The organism is Sphingobacterium sp. UBA7625, from assembly GCF_002484085.1.
Classification (GTDB): domain Bacteria; phylum Bacteroidota; class Bacteroidia; order Sphingobacteriales; family Sphingobacteriaceae; genus Sphingobacterium; species Sphingobacterium athyrii.
Window position 1 is genome coordinate 60,355 of record NZ_DLJD01000027.1, and the last position, 20,776, is coordinate 81,130.

19 protein-coding genes and 1 tRNA gene are annotated in these 20,776 nt (G+C 39.9%); 8 read left to right on the forward strand and 12 right to left on the reverse strand.

The window, feature by feature from the left end:
• Position 1: 1 nt before the first annotated feature.
• The gene (locus B4G94_RS11760; RefSeq protein ID WP_286859029.1) at positions 2-541 is read left to right on the forward strand and encodes a hypothetical protein; all 540 of its coding nucleotides are present in this window, start codon (positions 2-4) and stop codon (positions 539-541) included.
• A gap of 27 nt (positions 542-568) precedes the next feature.
• On the opposite strand, the gene ruvB is transcribed toward B4G94_RS11760, so the two are convergent.
• The 5 genes from ruvB to pdxH all read right to left on the reverse strand — a co-directional run bounded on the left by ruvB (position 569) and on the right by pdxH (position 5,036).
• The gene (gene ruvB, locus B4G94_RS11765) at positions 569-1,591 is read right to left on the reverse strand and encodes a Holliday junction branch migration DNA helicase RuvB (protein ID WP_108634261.1); all 1,023 of its coding nucleotides are present in this window, start codon (positions 1,589-1,591) and stop codon (positions 569-571) included.
• A 12-nt stretch (positions 1,592-1,603) separates the two neighbouring features.
• Positions 1,604-2,341: a polyprenol monophosphomannose synthase gene (locus B4G94_RS11770; protein ID WP_108634260.1), complete on the reverse strand. Its 738-nt coding sequence runs from the start codon at positions 2,339-2,341 to the stop codon at positions 1,604-1,606.
• A 349-nt stretch (positions 2,342-2,690) separates the two neighbouring features.
• Entirely contained in the window at positions 2,691-3,887 is a 1,197-nt protein-coding gene (locus B4G94_RS11775; protein ID WP_376786638.1) for an NADH-quinone oxidoreductase subunit D, read from the reverse strand.
• A 5-nt stretch (positions 3,888-3,892) separates the two neighbouring features.
• Positions 3,893-4,381, reverse strand: a complete 489-nt coding sequence (locus B4G94_RS11780; protein ID WP_108634258.1) for an NADH-quinone oxidoreductase subunit C — start codon at positions 4,379-4,381, stop codon at positions 3,893-3,895.
• 1 nt (position 4,382) lies between these two features.
• On the reverse strand, positions 4,383-5,036 hold the full coding sequence (gene pdxH, locus B4G94_RS11785) for a pyridoxamine 5'-phosphate oxidase (protein ID WP_108634257.1): 654 nt from the start codon (positions 5,034-5,036) through the stop codon (positions 4,383-4,385).
• A 155-nt stretch (positions 5,037-5,191) separates the two neighbouring features.
• Here pdxH and B4G94_RS11790 point away from each other — a divergent pair, with 155 nt between their 5' ends.
• The 3 genes from B4G94_RS11790 (at position 5,192) to B4G94_RS11800 (ending at position 8,146) form a co-directional block, all read left to right on the forward strand.
• Positions 5,192-5,755: a YqgE/AlgH family protein gene (locus tag B4G94_RS11790; RefSeq protein ID WP_286859031.1), complete on the forward strand. Its 564-nt coding sequence runs from the start codon at positions 5,192-5,194 to the stop codon at positions 5,753-5,755.
• Between the two features lie 175 nt (positions 5,756-5,930).
• On the forward strand, positions 5,931-7,820 hold the full coding sequence (gene htpG, locus B4G94_RS11795) for a molecular chaperone HtpG (protein WP_286859033.1): 1,890 nt from the start codon (positions 5,931-5,933) through the stop codon (positions 7,818-7,820).
• A 252-nt stretch (positions 7,821-8,072) separates the two neighbouring features.
• A tRNA-His gene (locus B4G94_RS11800) sits at positions 8,073-8,146 on the forward strand.
• Between the two features lie 173 nt (positions 8,147-8,319).
• Here the strand turns inward: B4G94_RS11800 and B4G94_RS11805 are convergent.
• Together B4G94_RS11805 and B4G94_RS11810 are read right to left on the reverse strand one after the other, a co-directional pair.
• On the reverse strand, positions 8,320-9,459 hold the full coding sequence (locus tag B4G94_RS11805) for a glycoside hydrolase family 130 protein (RefSeq protein WP_286859035.1): 1,140 nt from the start codon (positions 9,457-9,459) through the stop codon (positions 8,320-8,322).
• 5 nt (positions 9,460-9,464) lie between these two features.
• Complete coding sequence (locus tag B4G94_RS11810; RefSeq protein ID WP_286859037.1) at positions 9,465-9,656, reverse strand: MFS transporter; 192 nt, start codon at positions 9,654-9,656, stop codon at positions 9,465-9,467.
• A 350-nt stretch (positions 9,657-10,006) separates the two neighbouring features.
• Between B4G94_RS11810 and B4G94_RS11815 the strand changes: the two genes are divergently transcribed.
• The gene (locus B4G94_RS11815) at positions 10,007-11,038 is read left to right on the forward strand and encodes a Gfo/Idh/MocA family oxidoreductase (RefSeq protein ID WP_286859038.1); all 1,032 of its coding nucleotides are present in this window, start codon (positions 10,007-10,009) and stop codon (positions 11,036-11,038) included.
• 133 nt (positions 11,039-11,171) lie between these two features.
• On the opposite strand, the gene B4G94_RS11820 is transcribed toward B4G94_RS11815, so the two are convergent.
• On the reverse strand, positions 11,172-11,759 hold the full coding sequence (locus B4G94_RS11820; protein WP_286859040.1) for an outer membrane beta-barrel protein: 588 nt from the start codon (positions 11,757-11,759) through the stop codon (positions 11,172-11,174).
• A gap of 386 nt (positions 11,760-12,145) precedes the next feature.
• On the opposite strand from B4G94_RS11820, the gene B4G94_RS11825 reads away from it, so the two are divergent.
• Entirely contained in the window at positions 12,146-12,523 is a 378-nt protein-coding gene (locus B4G94_RS11825) for a hypothetical protein (protein WP_286859042.1), read from the forward strand.
• A 169-nt stretch (positions 12,524-12,692) separates the two neighbouring features.
• Here B4G94_RS11825 and B4G94_RS11830 read toward each other — a convergent pair whose 3' ends face one another.
• The 4 genes from B4G94_RS11830 to B4G94_RS11845 all read right to left on the reverse strand — a co-directional run bounded on the left by B4G94_RS11830 (position 12,693) and on the right by B4G94_RS11845 (position 18,877).
• A complete protein-coding gene (locus B4G94_RS11830; RefSeq protein WP_286859044.1) occupies positions 12,693-13,256 on the reverse strand; it encodes a TlpA family protein disulfide reductase in 564 nt (187 codons plus the stop codon).
• A 533-nt stretch (positions 13,257-13,789) separates the two neighbouring features.
• Complete coding sequence (locus B4G94_RS11835; RefSeq protein ID WP_108634550.1) at positions 13,790-14,011, reverse strand: heavy-metal-associated domain-containing protein; 222 nt, start codon at positions 14,009-14,011, stop codon at positions 13,790-13,792.
• Positions 14,012-14,037: 26 nt separating this feature from the next.
• Positions 14,038-16,455, reverse strand: a complete 2,418-nt coding sequence (locus B4G94_RS11840; RefSeq protein WP_286859047.1) for a heavy metal translocating P-type ATPase — start codon at positions 16,453-16,455, stop codon at positions 14,038-14,040.
• Positions 16,456-16,621: 166 nt separating this feature from the next.
• On the reverse strand, positions 16,622-18,877 hold the full coding sequence (locus B4G94_RS11845) for an excinuclease ABC subunit UvrA (RefSeq protein WP_286859049.1): 2,256 nt from the start codon (positions 18,875-18,877) through the stop codon (positions 16,622-16,624).
• A 75-nt stretch (positions 18,878-18,952) separates the two neighbouring features.
• Between B4G94_RS11845 and B4G94_RS11850 the strand changes: the two genes are divergently transcribed.
• Together B4G94_RS11850 and B4G94_RS11855 are read left to right on the forward strand one after the other, a co-directional pair.
• The gene (locus tag B4G94_RS11850) at positions 18,953-19,390 is read left to right on the forward strand and encodes a MarR family winged helix-turn-helix transcriptional regulator (protein WP_286859051.1); all 438 of its coding nucleotides are present in this window, start codon (positions 18,953-18,955) and stop codon (positions 19,388-19,390) included.
• 142 nt (positions 19,391-19,532) lie between these two features.
• Positions 19,533-20,627, forward strand: coding sequence for a DNA alkylation repair protein (locus B4G94_RS11855; protein WP_286859053.1), 1,095 nt, complete (start codon positions 19,533-19,535; stop codon positions 20,625-20,627).
• Positions 20,628-20,776: the final 149 nt, after the last annotated feature.

Below are 20,776 nucleotides of genomic sequence, written 5' to 3' on the forward strand. Positions count from 1 at the left end.
TATGACCTATCATGAAAAAATAAAGTTTTTGTCCGTTACCTTAAGATCGTTTGAGGTAACGGATTTTTCTTTGGATATGCTTGCTGGTATTAGCCTTCAGGATTTGCTCAACATTTCGCTGGAGAAGGATAAAACACTGTCTTTTCGTGCTGCCTGGGTGTTTGAGACAATTGTTTTAAAGGACACGGCCCTGCTTCAAGGGTTGTTGCCACAATTCTTTGAGAATCTGAAAAAACAAAAAAACTGGAGTTGCCTTAGGAGTTATAGTAAAATATTGATGTACTTAACATCAAAAAAGAATAAAAGCTACTATCTTGATAAAAAGACTGAAGAAGCGTTTATTGAATATGCTTTTCAATGGCTGATTGACCAACAATGTCCCATAGCTGTGCTGGTCAATTGTTTGGATATTTTAAATAATCTGAGCAAAAAACATACATGGATAAAAGAGGAGCTTTTTGCTCAGATCAGTTATTTTCAGAAGATAAAACCAAGCCCCGCATTGCTGAGCCGCACGAAGCGAATCCTTCAAAGTAGCTGATTGGAAGGATATTTTTAGGCTTAGTAATTAAAATAATGTGTTTCCTTTTGGATTATGTGTGCGGCCGAGGTGCTTATATGCAGCTTCGGTACATTCACGTCCTCTGGAGGTGCGCATGATGTAACCTTCCTGGATCAGAAAAGGTTCATATACCTCTTCTATTGTACCTTCATCTTCTCCTACTGCAGTGGCAACAGTTTTGAGACCAACGGGACCACCTTTGAATTTATCAATAATTGTGGTCAAGATTTTATTGTCCATTTCATCTAAACCATTTTCATCGACATTAAGCGCATGAAGTGCATATTTTGCTATTTCCTGATCAATGCTTCCATTTCCTTTGATCTGGGCAAAGTCTCGTGTCCGGCGCAACAAAGCATTTGCAATCCGTGGGGTTCCCCTACTCCTGCGTGCAATTTCGTACGCTCCTTCGTCAGAGATCGGCGTATTCAGAATGTGTGCAGAACGGAGTACGATCGTGGTCAATAATTTTGCATCATAATATTGAAGCCGTGAATTGATGCCAAACCGTGCGCGTAGCGGAGCTGTCAGGAGGCCTGAACGGGTTGTTGCACCAATTAGGGTAAAAGGATTCAATGAAATCTGAACAGAGCGGGCATTTGGTCCCGTCTCCAGCATGATGTCAATTTTGAAATCCTCCATTGCCGAATAGAGATACTCCTCAACCAATGGGCTTAAACGATGGATTTCATCGATAAAGAGCACATCCCCCTCCTCCAGATTTGTCAACAGCCCGGCAAGGTCTCCGGGCTTATCCAAGACTGGGCCGGAGGTGATTTTTATACCTACACCCATTTCATTTGCGATGATGTGGGATAGTGTTGTTTTACCTAGTCCCGGAGGCCCATGCAACAATACATGATCCAACGCTTCTCCGCGCAGTCGCGCAGCTTTCACAAAAATATTTAGATTCTCCAATATTTTTGCCTGTCCCGTAAAATCTTCAAAAGCCTGGGGGCGCAATGCCCGTTCGATATCGCGATCGGTATTGCTCAAACGTTCGGGGTTTGGATCTAAATTCTCATTCATTGACCAATAATATTAATTTCTCTTATAACTTTTTCCGATACTTCCCAGTTTAAGCTGGATCACACCAAAAAAAGCTTCCTTGAAGATACTTGTACTCATTTTAGATGTGCCCTCGGTCCTATCGGTAAATATGATAGGCACCTCTACAACATTAAATCCATATTGAATGGCCGTAAATTTCATCTCAATTTGGAAAGCATAGCCAACAAATTTAATCTTGTCCAAAGGAATAGTCTTCAGTACCTCCCGCGTGAAACAGACAAAACCAGCTGTAGCATCCTGAACTTTAATTCCAGTAATAAAACGGACATATACTGATGCAAAATATGACATCAATACCCTGCTCATAGGCCAGTTGACAACATTTACGCCTTTAATATAGCGGGAGCCGATACTCATATCGGCACCATCCACGCAGGCTTGTCTCAATCGGACTAGATCTTCGGGGTTGTGGCTAAAATCCGCATCCATTTCAAAGATGTACTGATAATGTTCCCTTGCGAGCCCCCATTTAAATCCATGGATATAAGCAGTTCCCAAACCTAATTTCCCTTTCCGTTCCTCTATAAATAAACGGTCCTGAAATTCAATTAATTGTAAACGCTTTACGATATCTGCCGTTCCATCAGGCGATCCGTCATCAACAATCAGAATATCAAATGCATGTGATAAGGAAAAAACTTTACGAATGATTTTTTCAATATTTTCCTTTTCATTATATGTTGGAATAATAACTAAACTCTCCGCCACTTTCTTTTATTTAAGACCAGTAAAGGTAACAATTTAAGCTAAATTCTCTGCTAAGAATTTCGATGAAATCCTTACAAAAAGGATATTTCGAAGGAACGTAGCTTGATGTCGCCTGCTTTTTAACTATAAAAGTATCTGGCCGATAAAATAGCTGAGTGATAAAAAGAAAAGCCCGTTACTATGGGAGTAACGAGCTTTCATTAACCAATTATAAACTTAAATTATGAGACTGCAAATATGGTGAATATTGCTTATATATGCAAATTTTAATGCGTTTTTATGCAACATTTTCAATACAATGTCTCAGTTTTTGTCAAAAACATTTGATAATATGCACAATACTGCAATTTCATCGATCAACTTCGCCCAGGACAATATCAATTGACCCGAGTATTGCAATGAGGTCGGCAATTAAAACCCCTTTTCCCAATTCGGAAATGACAGAAAGATTGTTGAAACTTGGTCCTCTTGATTTCACTCTTAAGGGAATATCGGATTTTTCTTTCGTTACAAAATAAAAACCAAGTTCTCCTTTCGGGTTCTCCGCACGCACATAGTAATCTTGTGCTTTCAAATTTACTTTTTTGGGCACCAAAGCACGCGGATCAAAATCTGCGGTACGCTTAAAATCTTTTTGTAACCGTTCAAGGCATTGTTCAACGATACGTACAGATTCACGTACTTCATCTACCCTAACCTTATAGCGGTCCCAGCAATCTCCGATACTGCCCATGGCTCCTTGTCCCACCGGGATCTCAAAGTCTATTTCCGGATAAACGGAATACCCATCAATCCGTCTCAAATCCCATTTTATACCCGAGGCTCGCAGCATAGGGCCAGAAACACCATAATTGATCGCAACGTCAGCGGGTAAGACGCCTATATTAGCTGTTCGGGATATAAATATCTGATTCTGCGTTAATATCCCATCAAGCTCAACCAGTTTTGGTTTAAAATAACTTATAAATTCGGAACAACGTGCTTCAAAGCCAACGGGTAAATCGTAGAAAAGCCCGCCAACCCATATATAGTTATATAACATGCGGGAACCGGATACCCATTCCAACATGTTCATGATATGCTCACGGTCTCTAAAACACCATAGAAAAGGAGTTGTTGCACCGATATCAATGCCGTATGTACCGATAGCAATAAGGTGTGATGCAATGCGGTTCAGTTCACATACCAATACACGGATATATTCTACCCTTTTGGGAATCTTACTATCCAAACCCAGCATACGTTCTACACCCATGACGAACGCATGACTATTATTCATTGATGCAAGATAATCTAAGCGATCGGTGAAAGGAATTGTTTTACCATAGTTTAATGATTCAGCATGTTTGTCGAAACATCGATGCAGATATCCCAAATGTGGAACGACCTCTTTCACAATTTCGCCGTCGGTAATCAGTTGCAAGCGTAATACCCCGTGTGTCGACGGGTGTTGGGGTCCCATATTCAACACCATTTCTTGTGTCGAGATCTCCGTTAAATGTTTTTCATAACGCGCTAATGCTTCTCTATATTTTGGATTCGCCATAGGGATCAATTAATGTTAATACCATGATATTTTTCAGCGTCCTGATAATCTTTGCGTAATGGATGTCCCTCCCAATCATCGGGTAAAAGGATTCGTCGCAGGTCAGGATGTCCTGAAAAATAAATTCCCATCAGATCAAATGCTTCTCTTTCATGCCAATCTGCTGTACGCCAAACGGATGTTATTGATGCAATCTCCGGTAGTTCGTCCAAAGACCGGTTCGCCTCCAATTCCACTTTCAAAACAAGTGTATGTTGATAAGGCAGGGAATTAAGATGGTAAACAATGGTAAAGTGCTCTTCGTAATCTACCGCCGTTATATTGCTCAAAAAGTCAAAATAAAGTCCTTCCGTATCTCGAAGAAAAGAACAGACAGGTAGTAGATCTTCCGAGGCGATAAACAAAGCTGGTTGTAATCCAGTGACCTCTTCTTTCAGTATTATTGAGCCCCCCAATGCGGAAACTAGTTTTGATTTAATTTCTTCAAATGTCATATTATGGGGCTAGACGCGTGATTTTCCAAGAATCTGATACTTTTTTATAGACAATACGGTCATGAAGACGGCTTGCGCGCCCCTGCCAAAATTCAAAATAGATGGGTTTTAAGATATAACCGCCCCAATGTGCCGGACGAGGTACGGGTACATCGTCGGTATATTGCTTCTGAAGCTCTTCTACTCTACTTTCCAAAAAATCTCTATTTGGAATTTCGCGGCTCTGCGGCGATGCCAAAGCACCTATACGACTTGCTTTGGGGCGCGATTGAAAATACTCATCCGAATTGGATTCATTGGCAAATTCAATTACACCCTCAACACGAATTTGTCGTTGTAGTTCGGGCCAGAAAAATAAGAGTGCTGCATGCGGATTGGCTTTCATATCTTCCCCTTTCCGGCTTTCGTAATTTGTGAAGAATACCAAACCCCCATCTGCAATATCTTTTAACAACACAATCCTTGAGGAGGGTAAATGTTGCGATGATACAGTAGACAGTACCATTGCATTGGGCTCAATGACTTCACTATGAATGGCCTCATCAAACCATTTTTTGAACTGAAGGACGGGATCATAATCCACATCCGATTCAGATAGGTTACCTAAAACGTAATCTTGTCTGATCGCTGCAATATCTTTATGTTGAATGGACATATAAACCTATTTCTATATTCTTACAAACTTACTAAAATCATTGCTTTTTCTCTATAAACTTAGTAGAAATTACCAAAAACGTTTTTTTGGCACAGATCTCGCATATGTTAAATAAAAAATGGATATATTTCGACATATACTTAATCTTACGTCCTATGTTTAATGAATTAGACCCACAAAAAGGAAGTTTATTGATCTCAGAACCGTTTATGCTGGATCCCCGGTTCTTAAGGTCCGTTATACTACTCTGTGACCATAACAGCGAAGGAAGTTGGGGCTTTGTCTTGAATAATAAGACAAATGTTCAGATTGGTCAATTATTGGAGCCGATATCGACATGTACTTTTCCAATTTATCTTGGCGGGCCTGTAGCACAAGAAAGCTTGTTTTTTGTACATAGCCGATTCGATCTTTTATTAAGCGGTGAAGAAGTTGCTCCCAATCTTTACTTTGGTGGTGACGAAGAAAAGCTTATTAGCGCCATTCAACAGCATGAGATTAAAACTGATGAAATTAAATTTTTCATCGGCTATTCAGGTTGGTCGACCGGTCAATTGGACAAGGAAATCAATGAGAATAGCTGGGCGGTTCAAAATAAATACCATCATCAAATTATTTTTGAAGGAAACGGCGAGTTGCTCTGGAAGGACGCCATTATTGGGTTAGGTCCTAAATATGCGCATGTTGCCAATTTTCCACAGAGCCCAGAGTTAAATTGAACTATTCTTCTGTCTACGCTATCTTGACATAGGTTTTAATTTCGATTACGAGGGCATATTGAACGTTATGACAAAATGAATGAATTTCTGCCATCCTGTCCTACTATCAGTATTTGGAACATTGATTGTGCATGGATCACCAAAATCATAACATTAAATAGCAACATACAAAATTATGAATCCAGAAAAAGGTAGTATTTCAATCCACACGGAGAACATATTTCCCGTAATCAAAAAATTCTTATACTCAGATAATGAGATTTTCTTGCGAGAACTGGTATCTAATGCAGTTGATGCTTCCCAAAAGATTAAACGTTTGGCTTCTTTGGGGCAATACAATGGCGAAACAGGTGAGTTAATCGTAGACGTCAAGTTTGATGAAGCGGCCAAGACCATTACGATTTCGGATAATGGTATCGGTATGACAGCCGAAGAAATCAAAAAATATATTAATCAGATTGCGTTTTCGGGAGCAACGGAATTTATGGAGAAATTCAAAGAAGCGAACGATGCAAACGAGATTATTGGTCGCTTTGGATTAGGATTCTATTCTGCATTTATGGTGGCAGATACCGTAGAAATTCAATCATTATCCTACCAAGATGGAGCTGAGCCGGCGCACTGGACCTGTGACGGTAGTACCTCTTACGAAATTTCAACAGGGACTAGAACAACACGTGGTACAGATGTCATTTTGCACATCAATGACGAGTCGACCGAGTTTTTGAGCCACGCACGTCTGCAGGATATCTTGGACAAATATGCGAAGTTCCTTCCTATTCCAATCCGTTTCGGTACCAAGACAAGTTCTGAGGCAGATGGTGAAGATGAGGAAGGCAAGCCAAAATATAAATCTGTAGAAGTTGATAATATAATCAACAATACAAATCCAGCATGGACAAAGTCTCCTTCTGAATTAAAAGATGAGGATTATTTAGCTTTCTATCGCGAACTATATCCTTATTCGATGGACGAGCCATTGTTTTGGATCCACCTTAATGTAGACTATCCATTTAATTTGACTGGTATACTTTACTTCCCCAAGGTGAAAAATGAGCTTGAAATCCAACGTAACAAAATCAAGCTTTATTCGCGACAAGTATTCATCACTGATGAAGTGAAAGATATTGTACCAGAATTCCTAATGTTACTGCACGGTGTAATTGATTCACCTGATATCCCATTGAATGTCTCCCGCTCATTCTTGCAGGCTGATAGTAATGTCAAAAAGATCAATAGTTACATCACTAAAAAAGTTGCTGATAAATTAAATGAAATATTCAAAACTGACCGCAAAGGTTTTGAAGAAAAATGGAACGATATCGGCCTTTTTATCAAGTACGGTATGTTAAGTGATGAGAAGTTTGCAGAAAAAGCTAGTGATTTCTGTCTTTTGAAAAATACAGGCAATGCAAGCTTTACGATCAAAGAATATTACGAAAAGGTAAAAGACATTCAAGTCGACAAAGATGGTAATATCATTTACCTCTATACACACGATGCTGCTCAGCAAGATGGCTTTATCCAAACAGCGTTAAACAAAGGTTATGATGTATTGGTGCTCGACGGCCCGCTTGACACGCACTTTACTTCTTATTTAGAGCAAAAGGGCGGCGAAAAAGTACAGCTTAAACGTGTAGACGCAGATGTAATCGACAAGCTTATTCAAAAAGACGAAAAAATAGAACTTTCGTTGTCCGAAGAGGAATCCAAAAAAGCATTGGAGGTTTTTGAAAAAGCGATTTCTCGTCAAGATATGAAGGTTGAGGTGGATGCGCTCCGTGAAGCTGACTTTCCAGTATCCGTCACTATCGATGAGTTTATGCGTCGTATGAAAGATATGGCCAAAACTGGTGGTGGTATGAACTTCTATGGTTCACTGCCTGACAATTACAAGGTAACGGTTAATGGCAATCACCCTTTGATCAAACGGATTTTATCCGCTTCTGACGAAGAAGGTGCGAAATTAGCGAAACAGGCTTTTGATTTAGCACTCTTGTCAAGAGGTCTTTTATCAGGTGCAGACTTGACGTCTTTCGTAAAAAGAAGCGTTGAGATGATCTAATAAGACTATAGTCTAAATAGAAAAAAGCGATTACTCTATTCGGGTAATCGCTTTTTTATTCAAATATTCAGCAAAAAACGGACATTATCATGAGTAAAAATACCAAATCTCCATCCGCTGACTATTGCATTCGTTTTTTGTTAAAATTTAATAAACTAACCTTCACCTAGTTGCCTTTAATCGCTGTTTTTTTTCATTTAATTATTTGGAGGGAATAGGGTTTAATTGTACTTTTGTATCATCAAAATCACGGTAGGTATAGCTCAGTTGGTTAGAGCACTAGATTGTGGTTCTAGGGGTCGTCGGTTCGAGCCCGATTACTTACCCAAAAGGCAGATCAGTAAAATGGTTTGCCTTTTTTGCGTTTCAGGCCATTCGTTGTTTTTATAACCGCCTGTGGCATCCCCTAAATGGGCCATCAGTTTCAAAACTTGTGGAAACGGGATGCATAGGGCTTGTATTTGTTGATGTTAATAGAAGTAAAAAAATGCTATTTTCATCAATCAGGTAAAGGATCTAGCACAGCTGGCTTTTGCGGGTCAAAAACTGCTACACCGACGCGTGAATCAGCACAGCCGTAATATAGAAACCATTTTTGTTTAAAATATACCAAGCCCTCGATAAATACAGTCCCATCGACATATTGTCCGCTCTTTTCAAAAGCTTCCATTGGACGTAGAAATGGTGTATCCAGACGAGCTAATACTTTGGTGGGATCTTTCCTGTCAAAGAGCACCTGCCCTGCTGAATAGGTGTTTTTATTGAATCTTGGATCCCCTTTATATGCATGGTTTTTGCCGTTATAGAGGAGTAGAATTCCTTTCGCTGTCAAAATCGCGGGTGGACCACATTCGGTGAGAGAGCTGTCAAAATAGCCCTCGCGTGGCGAAATAAATGCCTGCAACCTTCCATCTTTATCCACTACAGGTTCCCAGTCGATCAGATTGTCTGATGTAGCTCCATACACCCCGTATTCGCCCCAATATAACCAGTACTTACCATTTACCTGAGTGATAACCTGCCTATCTCCTACCAATTTTGTGAGAATAGATGCGGACTTATGCGCCATGTTAACAAGGTTGGGCAACTTGTTGGATTTTTGGAAAATAGGTCCATGCTTTGTCCAGTTTCTTAGATCGCTGGAGGTGGCTACACCTAATCGGGGAACCTTGCGATTCCATTGTGTGTAGAACATGACAAAGGTTCCGTCTTGAGCCTGGGCAATCCGTGGGTCTTCAGTTCCCCCCGGCCATTCGTTGGCCTGTTGACTATCCTTATCCGGAAAGAATATTGGTGTTTTGCTTCGTTCAAAATGCAGCCCATCCCCGCTCGCGGCAAGTCCTAGACGGGAGGTTCTATGTCCGATTTTTACTCCTGTTTTATCTTCAGCGCGATAAATGACATAGACACTGTCTCCAATGACAGCGGCCGCCGGATTAAACGTGTCATTATCCTCCCAGCGGATGGTCGTTTGGCTAAGAGGATCGTAGAAGCTGGTGCTACTGTCCGGTGCAATAACGGGGTTAATGCCAGTAGGCCGTTCAAATCCACCCATTACCCAGTTTTTTCCATGCTGTGTACTGCATCCCTGTAAAATAACAGATTGGATAATAATATAAAGTCTAATAAATGTCTTCATAAAGCCTATTTTATTTCCTCCAGCGCTCCCTGCGATAACGCAAAGGCAGCAATAAAACCGATAATGAAAAATAAGAGATAATCGTCGTGGGCACCCTTTAGTCCATAAGCTGATAACAATAAAAAGAAAACCATTCCAACTGCTCCTGTCCGCAATAATTTCTTACGACCGAAACGATCTCTAATGCTCATCCCCATATACACATCAAATTTATTTTGCTAGTTGACGTAAATGAATTGGCTATAGTTTGACAAAAAAGCAAAACCGATTTTGTCGATTAACCAAATATACTTCTTATTCCAAAATAAATCAAAACCTTTCTTCTGAATGCATTCTTCGATACACATGTATCGGATAAAGTAAGGTTGGCACGGATCATATATGTGTTATTTCCTGAAAATCCGATCAAAATAATGAAGGAGATTCATTAAAATAAGCGGGATATTTCTATATTTATGTTTAGGTCTTTCCTAGGTTAGACAATGTCATGAATATTCGGAAGAATATTCAATTTCGGACAACATCGCTACAACAAGATTAGATATAAATGACAAGTACCAAAATCAACACCGGAATTTTAAGTTTTGGCATGTCTGGGCGTGTCTTTCACGCACCTTTCATCCATATTAGTCCACATTTTAACTTAACCGCTGTCGTAGAGCGGTCAAATAAAACAGCGCAGGAACTTTATCCAGAAATTATTAGTTATGACAGTGTAGCTCAATTATTGGCTGACGATACAATAGAGCTTGTGATTGTAAATACACCAAACCATACCCATTTTGAGTTCGCTATCGACGCGCTAAAAGCAGGAAAACATGTCCTTATCGAGAAGCCAGCAGTGGAAAATATTGCTCAATTCGACGAACTTATTGAGGTCAGCAAGAAAAGCGGGAAGCGGATTTTCTTTTATCAAAACAGACGTTATGATAGTCATTTCCTTGATGTAAAGAAAGTTGTCGAAAGCGGTGATCTTGGCAAACTGGTTGAAGTATCTTTTCGCTTCGACCGCTATAAACTGGAATTGGGTCAAAAATATTTCAAGGAAAATAACCAATACATCTCCAGCGGTCTCACATACGACTTAGGGCCTCATATAATAGATCAGGCTATCGCACTTTTTGGTAAACCATTAAAATTCAGTAAAACAACCTCAATCAACCGACCGGATTCCCAAGTCGCGGATTACTTTCATTATCATTTGCATTATCCGGATGGCTTAAATGTATTTTTAACGGGAAGTCTCGCTGTTGCTGAACCTTTACCCGCTTTTGTTTTAAACGGTACAAAGGGGAGCTTTATTAAAACGATGGCTGATGTACAGGAACAACAATTAATAGATGGTATGCTTCCCAACAATTCGATATATGGCATGGAGCCGGAAGGCAGCGAAGGAAAACTTGTGACCATCGATAGCTCAAATCAAAAGCATATATCTTACCTTCGCCCGCATAAAGGAGATTATAATCTATTATTCAATGCTATCTATGAAAATCTTATTAATGATGTTGAATATCCGATTACAATAGACCATGTCAGGTGGCAGATTGAAATGTTATCGGCGGAAAACATAGGATAACATATAATAAAAAAACCATCCCGATTACATCGGGATGGCTCTCTCCTGTTAATATTGCCAATATCAATTTTTATGCATTAAAACTAACTTTTCAGCAAAGTCTTCCACAATCAGGTTTTGCACCGAAATTCATTTAAAATAATTCAAATTTGAATCCCAGTTGATATTGTTCAATATCCGCAGTCCAATTGTCAATAATATTATTTGTTCTATTAAATTTTCGATACCGAAAATAAACTCCACCCAATTCTGCACCTAAACTGTACCCTGTTCTTGGTCTACTACGGAATGCATTGTCTCCATTGTTCAATTTATAGCGGTCATCATTGAGTAGAAAATTAAAGTCGAGACCACCCATAATTGCAATAGTGCGGGTAAAGTTTAGTTTCAAATAGAGTGGTACACTCATATAGGCTAACTTTCTGGTACCGGCTCCAATACCGTGCTCACGCTGTGCTGTCTGGTCATTATTTCGGATCCGCATCAAGTTATAGACTGGTTCAGCTTGTAAAGCGATGTTTTTATTGAAACGATAAGTAAGATCCCCTCCGATCTGAAAACCGACTCTCTTATTTGAGCGAAAGGCTGAGCCATCTGTACTTGATAGATTGCCTCCTGCCCGAATGCCCATTCCGAATTGTGCTAAAGCTTTGTGTATGGACAGTAGTCCAAAAATTACTGTTACGGCAAATACGATTTTCTTCCTTTTGTTGTCTGGCATACAATGTCATTTACTATTTGAGTTTCTCCTGATAATTCTGTCAACACAACAGAATACCTGCTGACATACAGCCAAAGTTCGTAATCAACAGCAGGAGAATGCTTACAAAAAACTATTTTTTGAGAAGTAGCTGTTATTTGGGATAAAGCTAAAAGAAAAATAAATACAGATTGATAAAATTATACGAACGGCATTATTTTATATACGAACACGCTAATTAGCATTAGGCTTCGGTCTCCCCGCTCTTCTTCATCACGATTCGAAAAGAGCTTTCTTTCTAGATAATGATCCCACCCAAGATAAATAAAGTCCAGGATTTGGGCTGTTGTGATAGCAATAAGTTAGTTTTTATTATCAATGGCAAAGCAAGCATATGATTCAATGTTGTGGCAGATATTTCAATTGGTTGCCCAAAAACATATGCCTTTGCTCCGGAGAAGGGCGAAAGCTTAAGCGGGATATTCAGTCGCAGAGAGAAGCCTTCTGGCGCAGCAAGTATTGTTCCTGATGCAAAAGGATTTCTTTGGATCAAGCACGGTAAATTCCACGAAAGCTTTGCCCATGATTTAAACGAAAAAGATGCAATCGTGATGTCTTTGGCTCAAAAGCCAAGTCATGGCAGTATTTTCGCCGCTGAGGCGGATGAACCGGCGTGGAAAGCAAAACCTAGCTGGTACCAGGTATCAGACAATGATCATATGATACCACCGGCAACACAAATAGAAATGGCTGAGCGGATCAACGCAAAAAAATCATTCATTTAGCAGCTAGTCATGCTTCCCTGGCTACCCATCCAAATGAAATTACAGCATTGATCAAAGAGGCTGTAAGTGTAGTATCGTAAAATCTTATCGTATTATAAAAAGAGCTAAATAGATTAAAATCCATTTAGCTCTCTCTTACGACATTTCACTTGAACTATTTGTTCGTGTGTTAATTTGCCTTTGTAAGTTCCGTCAATGCTTTTACTATCTCTGGAGCAGCATAGTCTCTACTCCCCTCTAAGCGTTCGATTATCTGTCCATTTTTGTCTAGAATGACTGTGGTAGGAATTGATCCACCTAAAAACTCAGGTGGGATTTCTCCTGCGGGAGTGTATAAAGGCAAGTCATAATTGTTCTTTTCCATAAATGCTGCCGATTGATCGATATCATTATCTACATCCACCATCAGGAATTCAATATTTTTATTACCCTTGAATCCTTGTCTTAAGGTATTTATGGACGGCATCTCATGTATACACGGAGGACACCAGGTAGCCCAGAAGTTGATAAACACAACTTTCCCTTTTAAAGCACTCAACGATACGACATTTCCAGACTTATCTTTAAAAGAAACGTCTGCTACTTTTGGTGTTTGCATCTCCTGGATAGGCTGCTCTTTTTCCGTTTTGGGTTTGTTACTCGGAGTTGGATTTCCGCAGGCAGTCAAAACACCTGCCGCGATAATAAAAAGCCCAATACGTATGGTTATACTGTTAAATCTTATATTCATCATTGTATGTGTAAGTTACTATAGTTTATATTCGAAATTTATTGCCTTAATTTTTTCACCTTGCTAACCTTCAGCTGTATAAAAATGTGAATACAGTTGCTACCGTTCTGTTGAGAAGACACAAACTTTTGAAAGAAAGATAATCCTAGATGCGCAATGTCTGGTATTGGAGAAAAATAGGTAAGTATTTATCGTTAGCCCGATGAGACTTTTGATTCCACTCTTTATTGGGCAGGATGTGAACCATACGACGACCAACATAAGTAAAGTCATCACGTATTGTCCGTAGTTTTTAAAAATATCAGATTTAATGTAGCCCATCAATGGCTAAAATAAGCTTAATTGTGCAAGCACACAAGTGACTGAAGCTATTTTATTTACTTTAAAGTGCTTGCTATAGCATTCAAAATAGTCGCTATAGCAAGCACTTCCTGGCCAAAATGCCAACTATAGGCTTTAAAAAACTACCTCATTTAACTAACAAAGAAAAGCCGTCCAGTATAAACGGACGACTTTTCCTTGATGATTGCAGTTAATTATGCAGAATGCGGTTCTGCAATAAAGCCTTTCTTTTTGATAATCTCCATAACTTCTTCTTCGGATATACCGTTTGATTTCACGGTGAGAATCTTATCATTGTTCGATGTGTCGACATTCCATTCGCAGATCCCTTCGGCATTGTCCAGATCAGCACGAACTTTGGCTACACAGCCTCCACAGTTGAGGTTTGTTTTGAATTGAATGTTTTTGCTTTCCATGTTATTTAATTTTAATATTACTAATTCTATTTTTTCCATTTTAAACGTAAGCTATTGCTCACTACACTAACACTGCTCAAGGCCATTGCCGCTCCGGCGATCATAGGATTTAAAAGGAAGCCATTGATCGGAAAGAGTATGCCTGCTGCGAGCGGGATACCGATCACATTGTAAATAAAAGCCCAGAATAAATTTTGTTTGATCGTGGTCACCGTTTGTTTTGACAGCCGGATTGCCTGGGGTATTTTAGTTAGATCCGAGGAGATGATGGTCATTTTTGCCACATCCATAGCAATATCGCTTCCTTTACCCATCGCTATGCTGACGTCAGCCGTTGCCAGCGCGGTGCTGTCATTAATACCGTCGCCAACCATGGCCACCACTTTTCCCTGTTGTTGAAGTTCTTTTACAAAGTCAGCTTTGTGTTGTGGCATGACTTCCGCTTTGTAGTGTTTAATACCGGTTTGTTCGGCAATCGCTTTAGCAGTAGATTCATTATCACCCGTCAGCATATAAAGTTCAATACCCATGGCCTGCATTTCTTGAATGGCCAACACGGAGGTTTCTTTGATTTTATCGGAAATTGCAATTACCGCAAGTGTATTTGTGCTATTTGCGAACCAGATAACAGTTTTGGACTCTTCACTCCATTGGTCTGCCTGACGCTGCAATTCTGCCGCTACGCTGATCCCATTTTCCATCAGCAGTTTCTTATTTCCTACATAATAAGTTTCCGGTCCATAATTCGCTTTTGCTCCTTTGCCTGTTATGCTATCGAATGCAGCTATCGGCGTGATGCTTACACCTTCCAAATGATTGACTACTGCCTCCGCCAGCGGATGTTCTGACTGTTTCTCAATATTCAATAAGATACCATTTGTGGCATCATCATCGTTTAACCATTGTATACCCGTTACCCGTGGTCTTCCTTCCGTTATTGTTCCGGTTTTATCCAATACGATCGCATTGACGCGTTTGGCAAGCTCAAGGCTTTCCGCATCTTTGATCAAGATACCATGCTCCGCCCCTTTTCCTACGCCAACCATGATTGCGGTAGGTGTTGCTAGGCCAAGTGCGCAGGGACAGGCGATAACTAGTACGGTAACAGCGGCCAACAAACCTTGTACCAAGCCGTTATCCCCACCCAAAATAAGCCACATGGCAAAGGTGAATAGTGCAATGCCGATGACGACCGGAACAAATACACCGGCAATTTTATCAACCATTTTTTGTACGGGAGCTTTACTACCCTGGGCGTCCTGAACCATTTTGATGATCTGAGCTAGCATGGTCTCCTTACCCACTTTTACGGCGCGAAACTGGAAGCTGCCTTTTTGATTGATCGTACCGGCAAAAACTTTTTCATTTTCTTTTTTCAGAACAGGTACAGGTTCACCACTCAACATGCTTTCATCCACGTAGGAATCGCCCGATATCACCATCCCGTCAACAGCAATTTTTTCACCCGGTTTTACCTGAATGATATCGCCAACATTGACCGCTGCTATAGCAACCTGTCTTTCAGATCCATCTGCTTGTATTACCATCACTGTCTTAGGTTGCAAGCCCATCAGCTTTTTTATAGCTGATGAGGTATTGCCTTTGGCTTTCTCTTCCAGCAATTTCCCGAGCAAAATAAAAGCAATCACCACAGCGGCAGCTTCAAAATAGACATGCGCATGCAAGCCGCGTTGATGCCAAAAATTGGCAAACAGCATATTGAAAACACTAAATATATAAGCGATCCCAGTACTTAACGCGACCAGGGTATCCATATTGGCTGAACCATGTTTTGCTTGTTTCCATGCATTGGTAAAAAAGTCTTTTCCCAGCCAGAGTACGACAGGTGTTGCAAAGAACCACATAATCGGATTCGCATAAGGCATATCCATAAAGAACATGCCAATTACCACCACTGGTAGGGACAGGATGACAGCCCACACTGTTTTGGTTTTGAGCGTTCTGAATTTTTCAGCGTGAATGGACTCTAGGGTTTCTTGTTGTGTGGCTTCGTCCTCTACCAATAAATCATAGCCGCCAGCTTGAACAGCTTTCTGGATTTTCGTAGCATCGGTTATATTTGGAAGATATTCGACAGTCAAATTTCCGGTGGCAAAATTTACGGAAGCATTAACTACCCCCTGCTCGTATTTAACCATACTCTCGGCGCTGCTTGCACAGGAAGCACAGGTCATTCCCAATACCGGAAAAGTCTTTGTTATCGTAGATACGCCATAACCAAGGTCTTTGACAGCTTTTACAGCCGCGGCAACAACTTGGTTGTCCTTGACAGTAATAGCTGCCCTACGGTTATTTAATTCTACGTTGTGGCTCTCAATCCCTTTCACCAGGGCCAGTTCTTTTTCAACAATTAATGCGCAATGTTCGCTTTCGACATCTTCCAAGGGAATGTAAATTGTCTCTTTATAATTATTTGTAGCCATATCTGTATGTTTAATCTTACAATACAAATGTGCGCACAAACTGCTCTGAAATCTTTATGGAATTATGGGATTGATTTGTAAGATTATGGCCTGTTTGACCAGGAAATTTCAATATTTGAAAGCACACTTTAAGTGCAACAAGGTGTCGGAGCAATAAGCAAGTATATCATGTCATTTTTAAGTGTTGCCACAAATATTCTGCTGTTGACGACCTTTTGTCTTTTAATAGATTGGCCACTGTCCCTTCAAAAAGTAGTTCACCTCCATATTTACCTGCCCCTGGGCCAATGTCTATTACCCAGTCTGCCTGCGCGATTACATCCAGGTTATGTTCGATCACAATAACCGTATTCTTATTTTTTACAAGGATATCTATAAAGTTCAATAGCTTTTCCGTATCAGTTGGATGCAATCCGGTGCTCGGTTCATCAAGGACAATAATACCATTGCTTTGATGGAGTTCGCGTGTAAGTTTCAGTCGTTGCCTTTCGCCACCTGAAAAACTATCCAGCCGCTGTCCTAGGCTAAGATAACCAAGGCCAAGTTTGGATAATAAATCAAAGGCGGAATAAAATGGCTCTTCGGGGAAAAAGCTGACGGCCTCCATTACTGTCATATTCATAATATCAACTATATTTTTACCTTTATAATGGTAATTTAGAATTTTAGGCGTAAAGCCCGAACCACCACAAAGTTCACAGGCCTGTTCAATATCTTCCATAAAAGCAAGATCAATCTTCTCAATACCCAATCCTTTGCAATTTTCGCAGGCGCCAAGACTATTTCTACTAAATAGTTTCTCAGAAACGTTATTGGCTTTCGAAAAGAGCCTTCGAATTACATCCGATAAATTTAGATAAGTAAGTAAATTTGAACGTACATTAGCGGCGAATAAGGTCTGATCGACTACAATAACTTCAGGGTAAAATGTTGGCAAAACTTTGTTGATTAGGGTACTTTTACCCGAACCAGCAACGCCTGTAACAACAGATAGAACCTGTTTTGGTATGTTAACATTGATGTTTTTCAAATTATGTAAGTCCGCCTGTCTTATCTCCAGATAACCTTTCGCTTGGCGAGGGCTTCGATTGAAGTCAAAATGACCTACAAAATAGGTTCCTGTTTTCCCTTTTGAATCTGGAAGTGTGTCAAATTTTCCCTGGTATACAACTTCGCCGCCCGCTTTTCCGGATCCGGGCCCCATATCAACAACCCAATCCGCAATTTTGATCAGATCCGGATCATGTTCAACAATTAACAAAGTATTTCCTTTTGCTTTAATCTGTTGGATAATAGCAGCAATATTTTGGAGGTCTTTGGGATGCAGCCCTATGCTCGGTTCATCGAAAATATAAAGCAAATCGGTTAAACTATTGCCGAGATTACGTACCATCTTGATGCGTTGGGATTCCCCACCGGACAAGGTGTCTGTGCGTCGTTCCAACGTCAAATATTGCAAGCCTATATCAACAATATGTTGTAATTTTCTAATCAGTTCGTTTAATAATACCTCATAGGTGATTGATCTTATGGTGTTTATGAAGTCGAGAAGCTCATCTATTGCGAGCGACGCACAATCGGCTATACTTTTTCCTGATATTTTACAGGATAGCACCTTTTTATTCAGCCTTTTACCATTACATACAGGGCAGTCCGTCGTGGTAATGATCTTCTTGAGGACTTCTTTCCGTGCGACATGCTCTTTCGAATCTTTCTTTAGGAATGCCTTTTCAATGCGGGGGATTAATCCTTCATATTTTACAGTTTTCCCCCATTGTCTATCAGGATGTTTGGGTTTATGTTCCGTTGCATTTAAGAGCATCTGCCATTCCCTCTCGTCGTAGTCTTTTAATTTCTTATTGTTGTCAAAGTACCCCGATAGTGTATATCGGGTTAAGCGCCATCCACCGGGTTGAAATGTCGGAAATTTGATTGCGCCCTCATTTAGGGATTTTTCCTTATCCAAGAGTTGCCCGATATCTATGGTCTGCACAAAACCAAGACCTTCGCATCCCTTGCACATCCCTTGTGGATTATTAAATGAAAACACATTGGAATAGCCCACGAAAGGTGTTCCCATTCTAGAAAAAAGTAACCTCAATGAGCTATAAACATCTGTTGCGGTGCCTACAGTAGAACGGGCGTTCCCACCTAGCCTTTTTTGATTGATGATAATGGGGACATTTAAATAGTCAATTTTATCCACTTCAGGTACCCCGATATGTTGTAATCGATTTCTGATAAAGCTCGTTTGAGTTTCATTAAACTGACGTTGGGCTTCTGCTCCGATAGTTCCAAACACCAAGGACGATTTGCCCGAACCGGATACACCTGTGAAAACTGTAATCTGTCTTTTGGGAATATTAAGCGAAATATTTTTTAGATTGTTCTGCTTGGCATTTATAACAACGATATGCTCCATTTTAATTATCTTTGGTATTTATTGCTTAACTAAGTTAAGTATATTATTTAACAAAGTTAACTAATGTATTGTTTTATGAATGAGAACGAAATTGATTTCTACCATGTCTTTACAGACTTACATTGCTATATATTGGCACACATGAATAAGGGCAATGTACATGGTGTAACTGCTACGCATTATAATATTATTGAGTATATATATAGAAACCGTCAGGTAACTGGAAAACAGATTGCTGAAGCGTTTCAAATCAGTCAGGCTGCTATTTCCAAACAGCTTAAATTTTTGGTTGAAAATAAGCTTATCGAGCAGCAGCAGTCCAGGACAGACCGTAGATTTTTTGATCTAAGGGCGACCGACGAAGGCAAGTATATCATCGATAATTCGGAAAATTTTAGGGAGAATATTGCAAAGAAAGTTTCAAAATCGTTGACAGATAATGAATTGAAAACACTTACGCTACTTTTGCAGCGCGTCATACAAGTTGTAAAGTTGAACGAGGTTAAATCATAATCTTTTTATGTTGACATTCTGCTGTCAGTTCTATGATCTAACTTTGTTTAGCAATAAAATTTTTATACAATGAAATTCCAACTTATTTGGAGATGGCTTGGCAATTCATGGTATATATATTTAAACTATATAGCGCGTATTTATGAGTCTTATTAAGGATATCTATTCCATCAGCTTTTACCAACAACTAGCAGATCAGTTTAGCGGTATAAAGCCTGATTTCGATGGCAAACAATTTATCAAGCGAATTTTTAGCACTAATTTTAATGATTTGGAATGGAAGGAACGGACAAAACACAGCACACAGACCCTACATGAGTTTATGCCACCCGATTTTGAGGAAGCGGTTGAATTGATCAATCAGGTTGTCAAAAATTTCATTGCCACAGGCCATTCTGCTGGTCTCGAATATATTATTTTTCCCGACTATATTGAGACTTACGGCATTGACCATTTTGAATTGGCGGTCCAGTCATTTGAATTAGTTACCACCTTCATAACCTGTGAATTTGCGGTTCGTCCCTTTATCATCAAATACAGAGAGCGGATGATCGCTGTTATGGAGAAATGGGCTGAAAGTCCGCATGCGGCGGTTCGTCGTTTGGCAAGTGAGGGTATTCGGCCACGATTGCCCTGGGCAATGGCTATCCCCTTTTTGAAGCAAGATCCGGCGCCAATTTTACCCATTCTGAACTTGTTAAAAAATGATGTTTCTGAAAGTGTAAGAAGAAGTGTCGCCAATAATTTAAATGATATCTCGAAAGACCATCCGGTTATTTTATTGGACATAACCCGGCATTGGAAAGGGATTAGTAGAGATACGGACGCAATTATCAAACATGCTAGCCGTACATTGCTCAAGCGAGGGCATCCCGATATTCTGCACTATTATGGTTTGGATGCCACAGATTTCAAGATCACCGATTTATACATTGAAACCCCGGTCGTAAAAATTGGTGGGCAGGTCAGTTTCTCTTTTCAGATTGAAAATGCTCAGCCGCAGCCCAAAGCACTCCGTCTGGAGTATGGGTTGTATTACCAAAAATCAAATGGCTTATTGTCACGCAAAGTATTCAAAATTAGTGAGCGAATCTACCAGGGATCTGAAATTAATCGGATCCAACGAAACCAATCATTTAAAGTGATTACCACACGAAAATTTTACACGGGTAGACACAAAATTTCCATTATTGTCAATGGACAGGAAACATTGATGACAGATTTTGAACTGATATAAGCTTTGCATTAGGAGCAGCAAAGTATGCTTGGTACGAATGAATGCATGCATAAGTATCGAAACCTATATGAAAATGATCAAGTATTTCTATTATATTATGCGAATACTGACTTTGTTAATCGGAAGACGATTAACAAAGTCAGTATTCG

What these genes read in the sequence shown, in the direction of transcription:
- B4G94_RS11760 (WP_286859029.1), top strand. Translation starts at nt 2, where the DNA reads ATGACCTATCATGAAAAAATAAAGTTTTTGTCCGTTACCTTAAGATCG.
- ruvB (WP_108634261.1), bottom strand. Translation starts at nt 1,591, where the DNA reads ATGAATGAGAATTTAGATCCAAACCCCGAACGTTTGAGCAATACCGAT.
- B4G94_RS11775 (WP_376786638.1), bottom strand. Translation starts at nt 3,887, where the DNA reads ATGGCGAATCCAAAATATAGAGAAGCATTAGCGCGTTATGAAAAACAT.
- B4G94_RS11780 (WP_108634258.1), bottom strand. Translation starts at nt 4,381, where the DNA reads ATGACATTTGAAGAAATTAAATCAAAACTAGTTTCCGCATTGGGGGGC.
- pdxH (WP_108634257.1), bottom strand. Translation starts at nt 5,036, where the DNA reads ATGTCCATTCAACATAAAGATATTGCAGCGATCAGACAAGATTACGTT.
- B4G94_RS11790 (WP_286859031.1), top strand. Translation starts at nt 5,192, where the DNA reads ATGTTTAATGAATTAGACCCACAAAAAGGAAGTTTATTGATCTCAGAA.
- htpG (WP_286859033.1), top strand. Translation starts at nt 5,931, where the DNA reads ATGAATCCAGAAAAAGGTAGTATTTCAATCCACACGGAGAACATATTT.
- B4G94_RS11805 (WP_286859035.1), bottom strand. Translation starts at nt 9,459, where the DNA reads ATGAAGACATTTATTAGACTTTATATTATTATCCAATCTGTTATTTTA.
- B4G94_RS11810 (WP_286859037.1), bottom strand. Translation starts at nt 9,656, where the DNA reads ATGGGGATGAGCATTAGAGATCGTTTCGGTCGTAAGAAATTATTGCGG.
- B4G94_RS11815 (WP_286859038.1), top strand. Translation starts at nt 10,007, where the DNA reads ATGACAAGTACCAAAATCAACACCGGAATTTTAAGTTTTGGCATGTCT.
- B4G94_RS11820 (WP_286859040.1), bottom strand. Translation starts at nt 11,759, where the DNA reads ATGCCAGACAACAAAAGGAAGAAAATCGTATTTGCCGTAACAGTAATT.
- B4G94_RS11830 (WP_286859044.1), bottom strand. Translation starts at nt 13,256, where the DNA reads ATGATGAATATAAGATTTAACAGTATAACCATACGTATTGGGCTTTTT.
- B4G94_RS11835 (WP_108634550.1), bottom strand. Translation starts at nt 14,011, where the DNA reads ATGGAAAGCAAAAACATTCAATTCAAAACAAACCTCAACTGTGGAGGC.
- B4G94_RS11840 (WP_286859047.1), bottom strand. Translation starts at nt 16,455, where the DNA reads ATGGCTACAAATAATTATAAAGAGACAATTTACATTCCCTTGGAAGAT.
- B4G94_RS11845 (WP_286859049.1), bottom strand. Translation starts at nt 18,877, where the DNA reads ATGGAGCATATCGTTGTTATAAATGCCAAGCAGAACAATCTAAAAAAT.
- B4G94_RS11850 (WP_286859051.1), top strand. Translation starts at nt 18,953, where the DNA reads ATGAATGAGAACGAAATTGATTTCTACCATGTCTTTACAGACTTACAT.
- B4G94_RS11855 (WP_286859053.1), top strand. Translation starts at nt 19,533, where the DNA reads ATGAGTCTTATTAAGGATATCTATTCCATCAGCTTTTACCAACAACTA.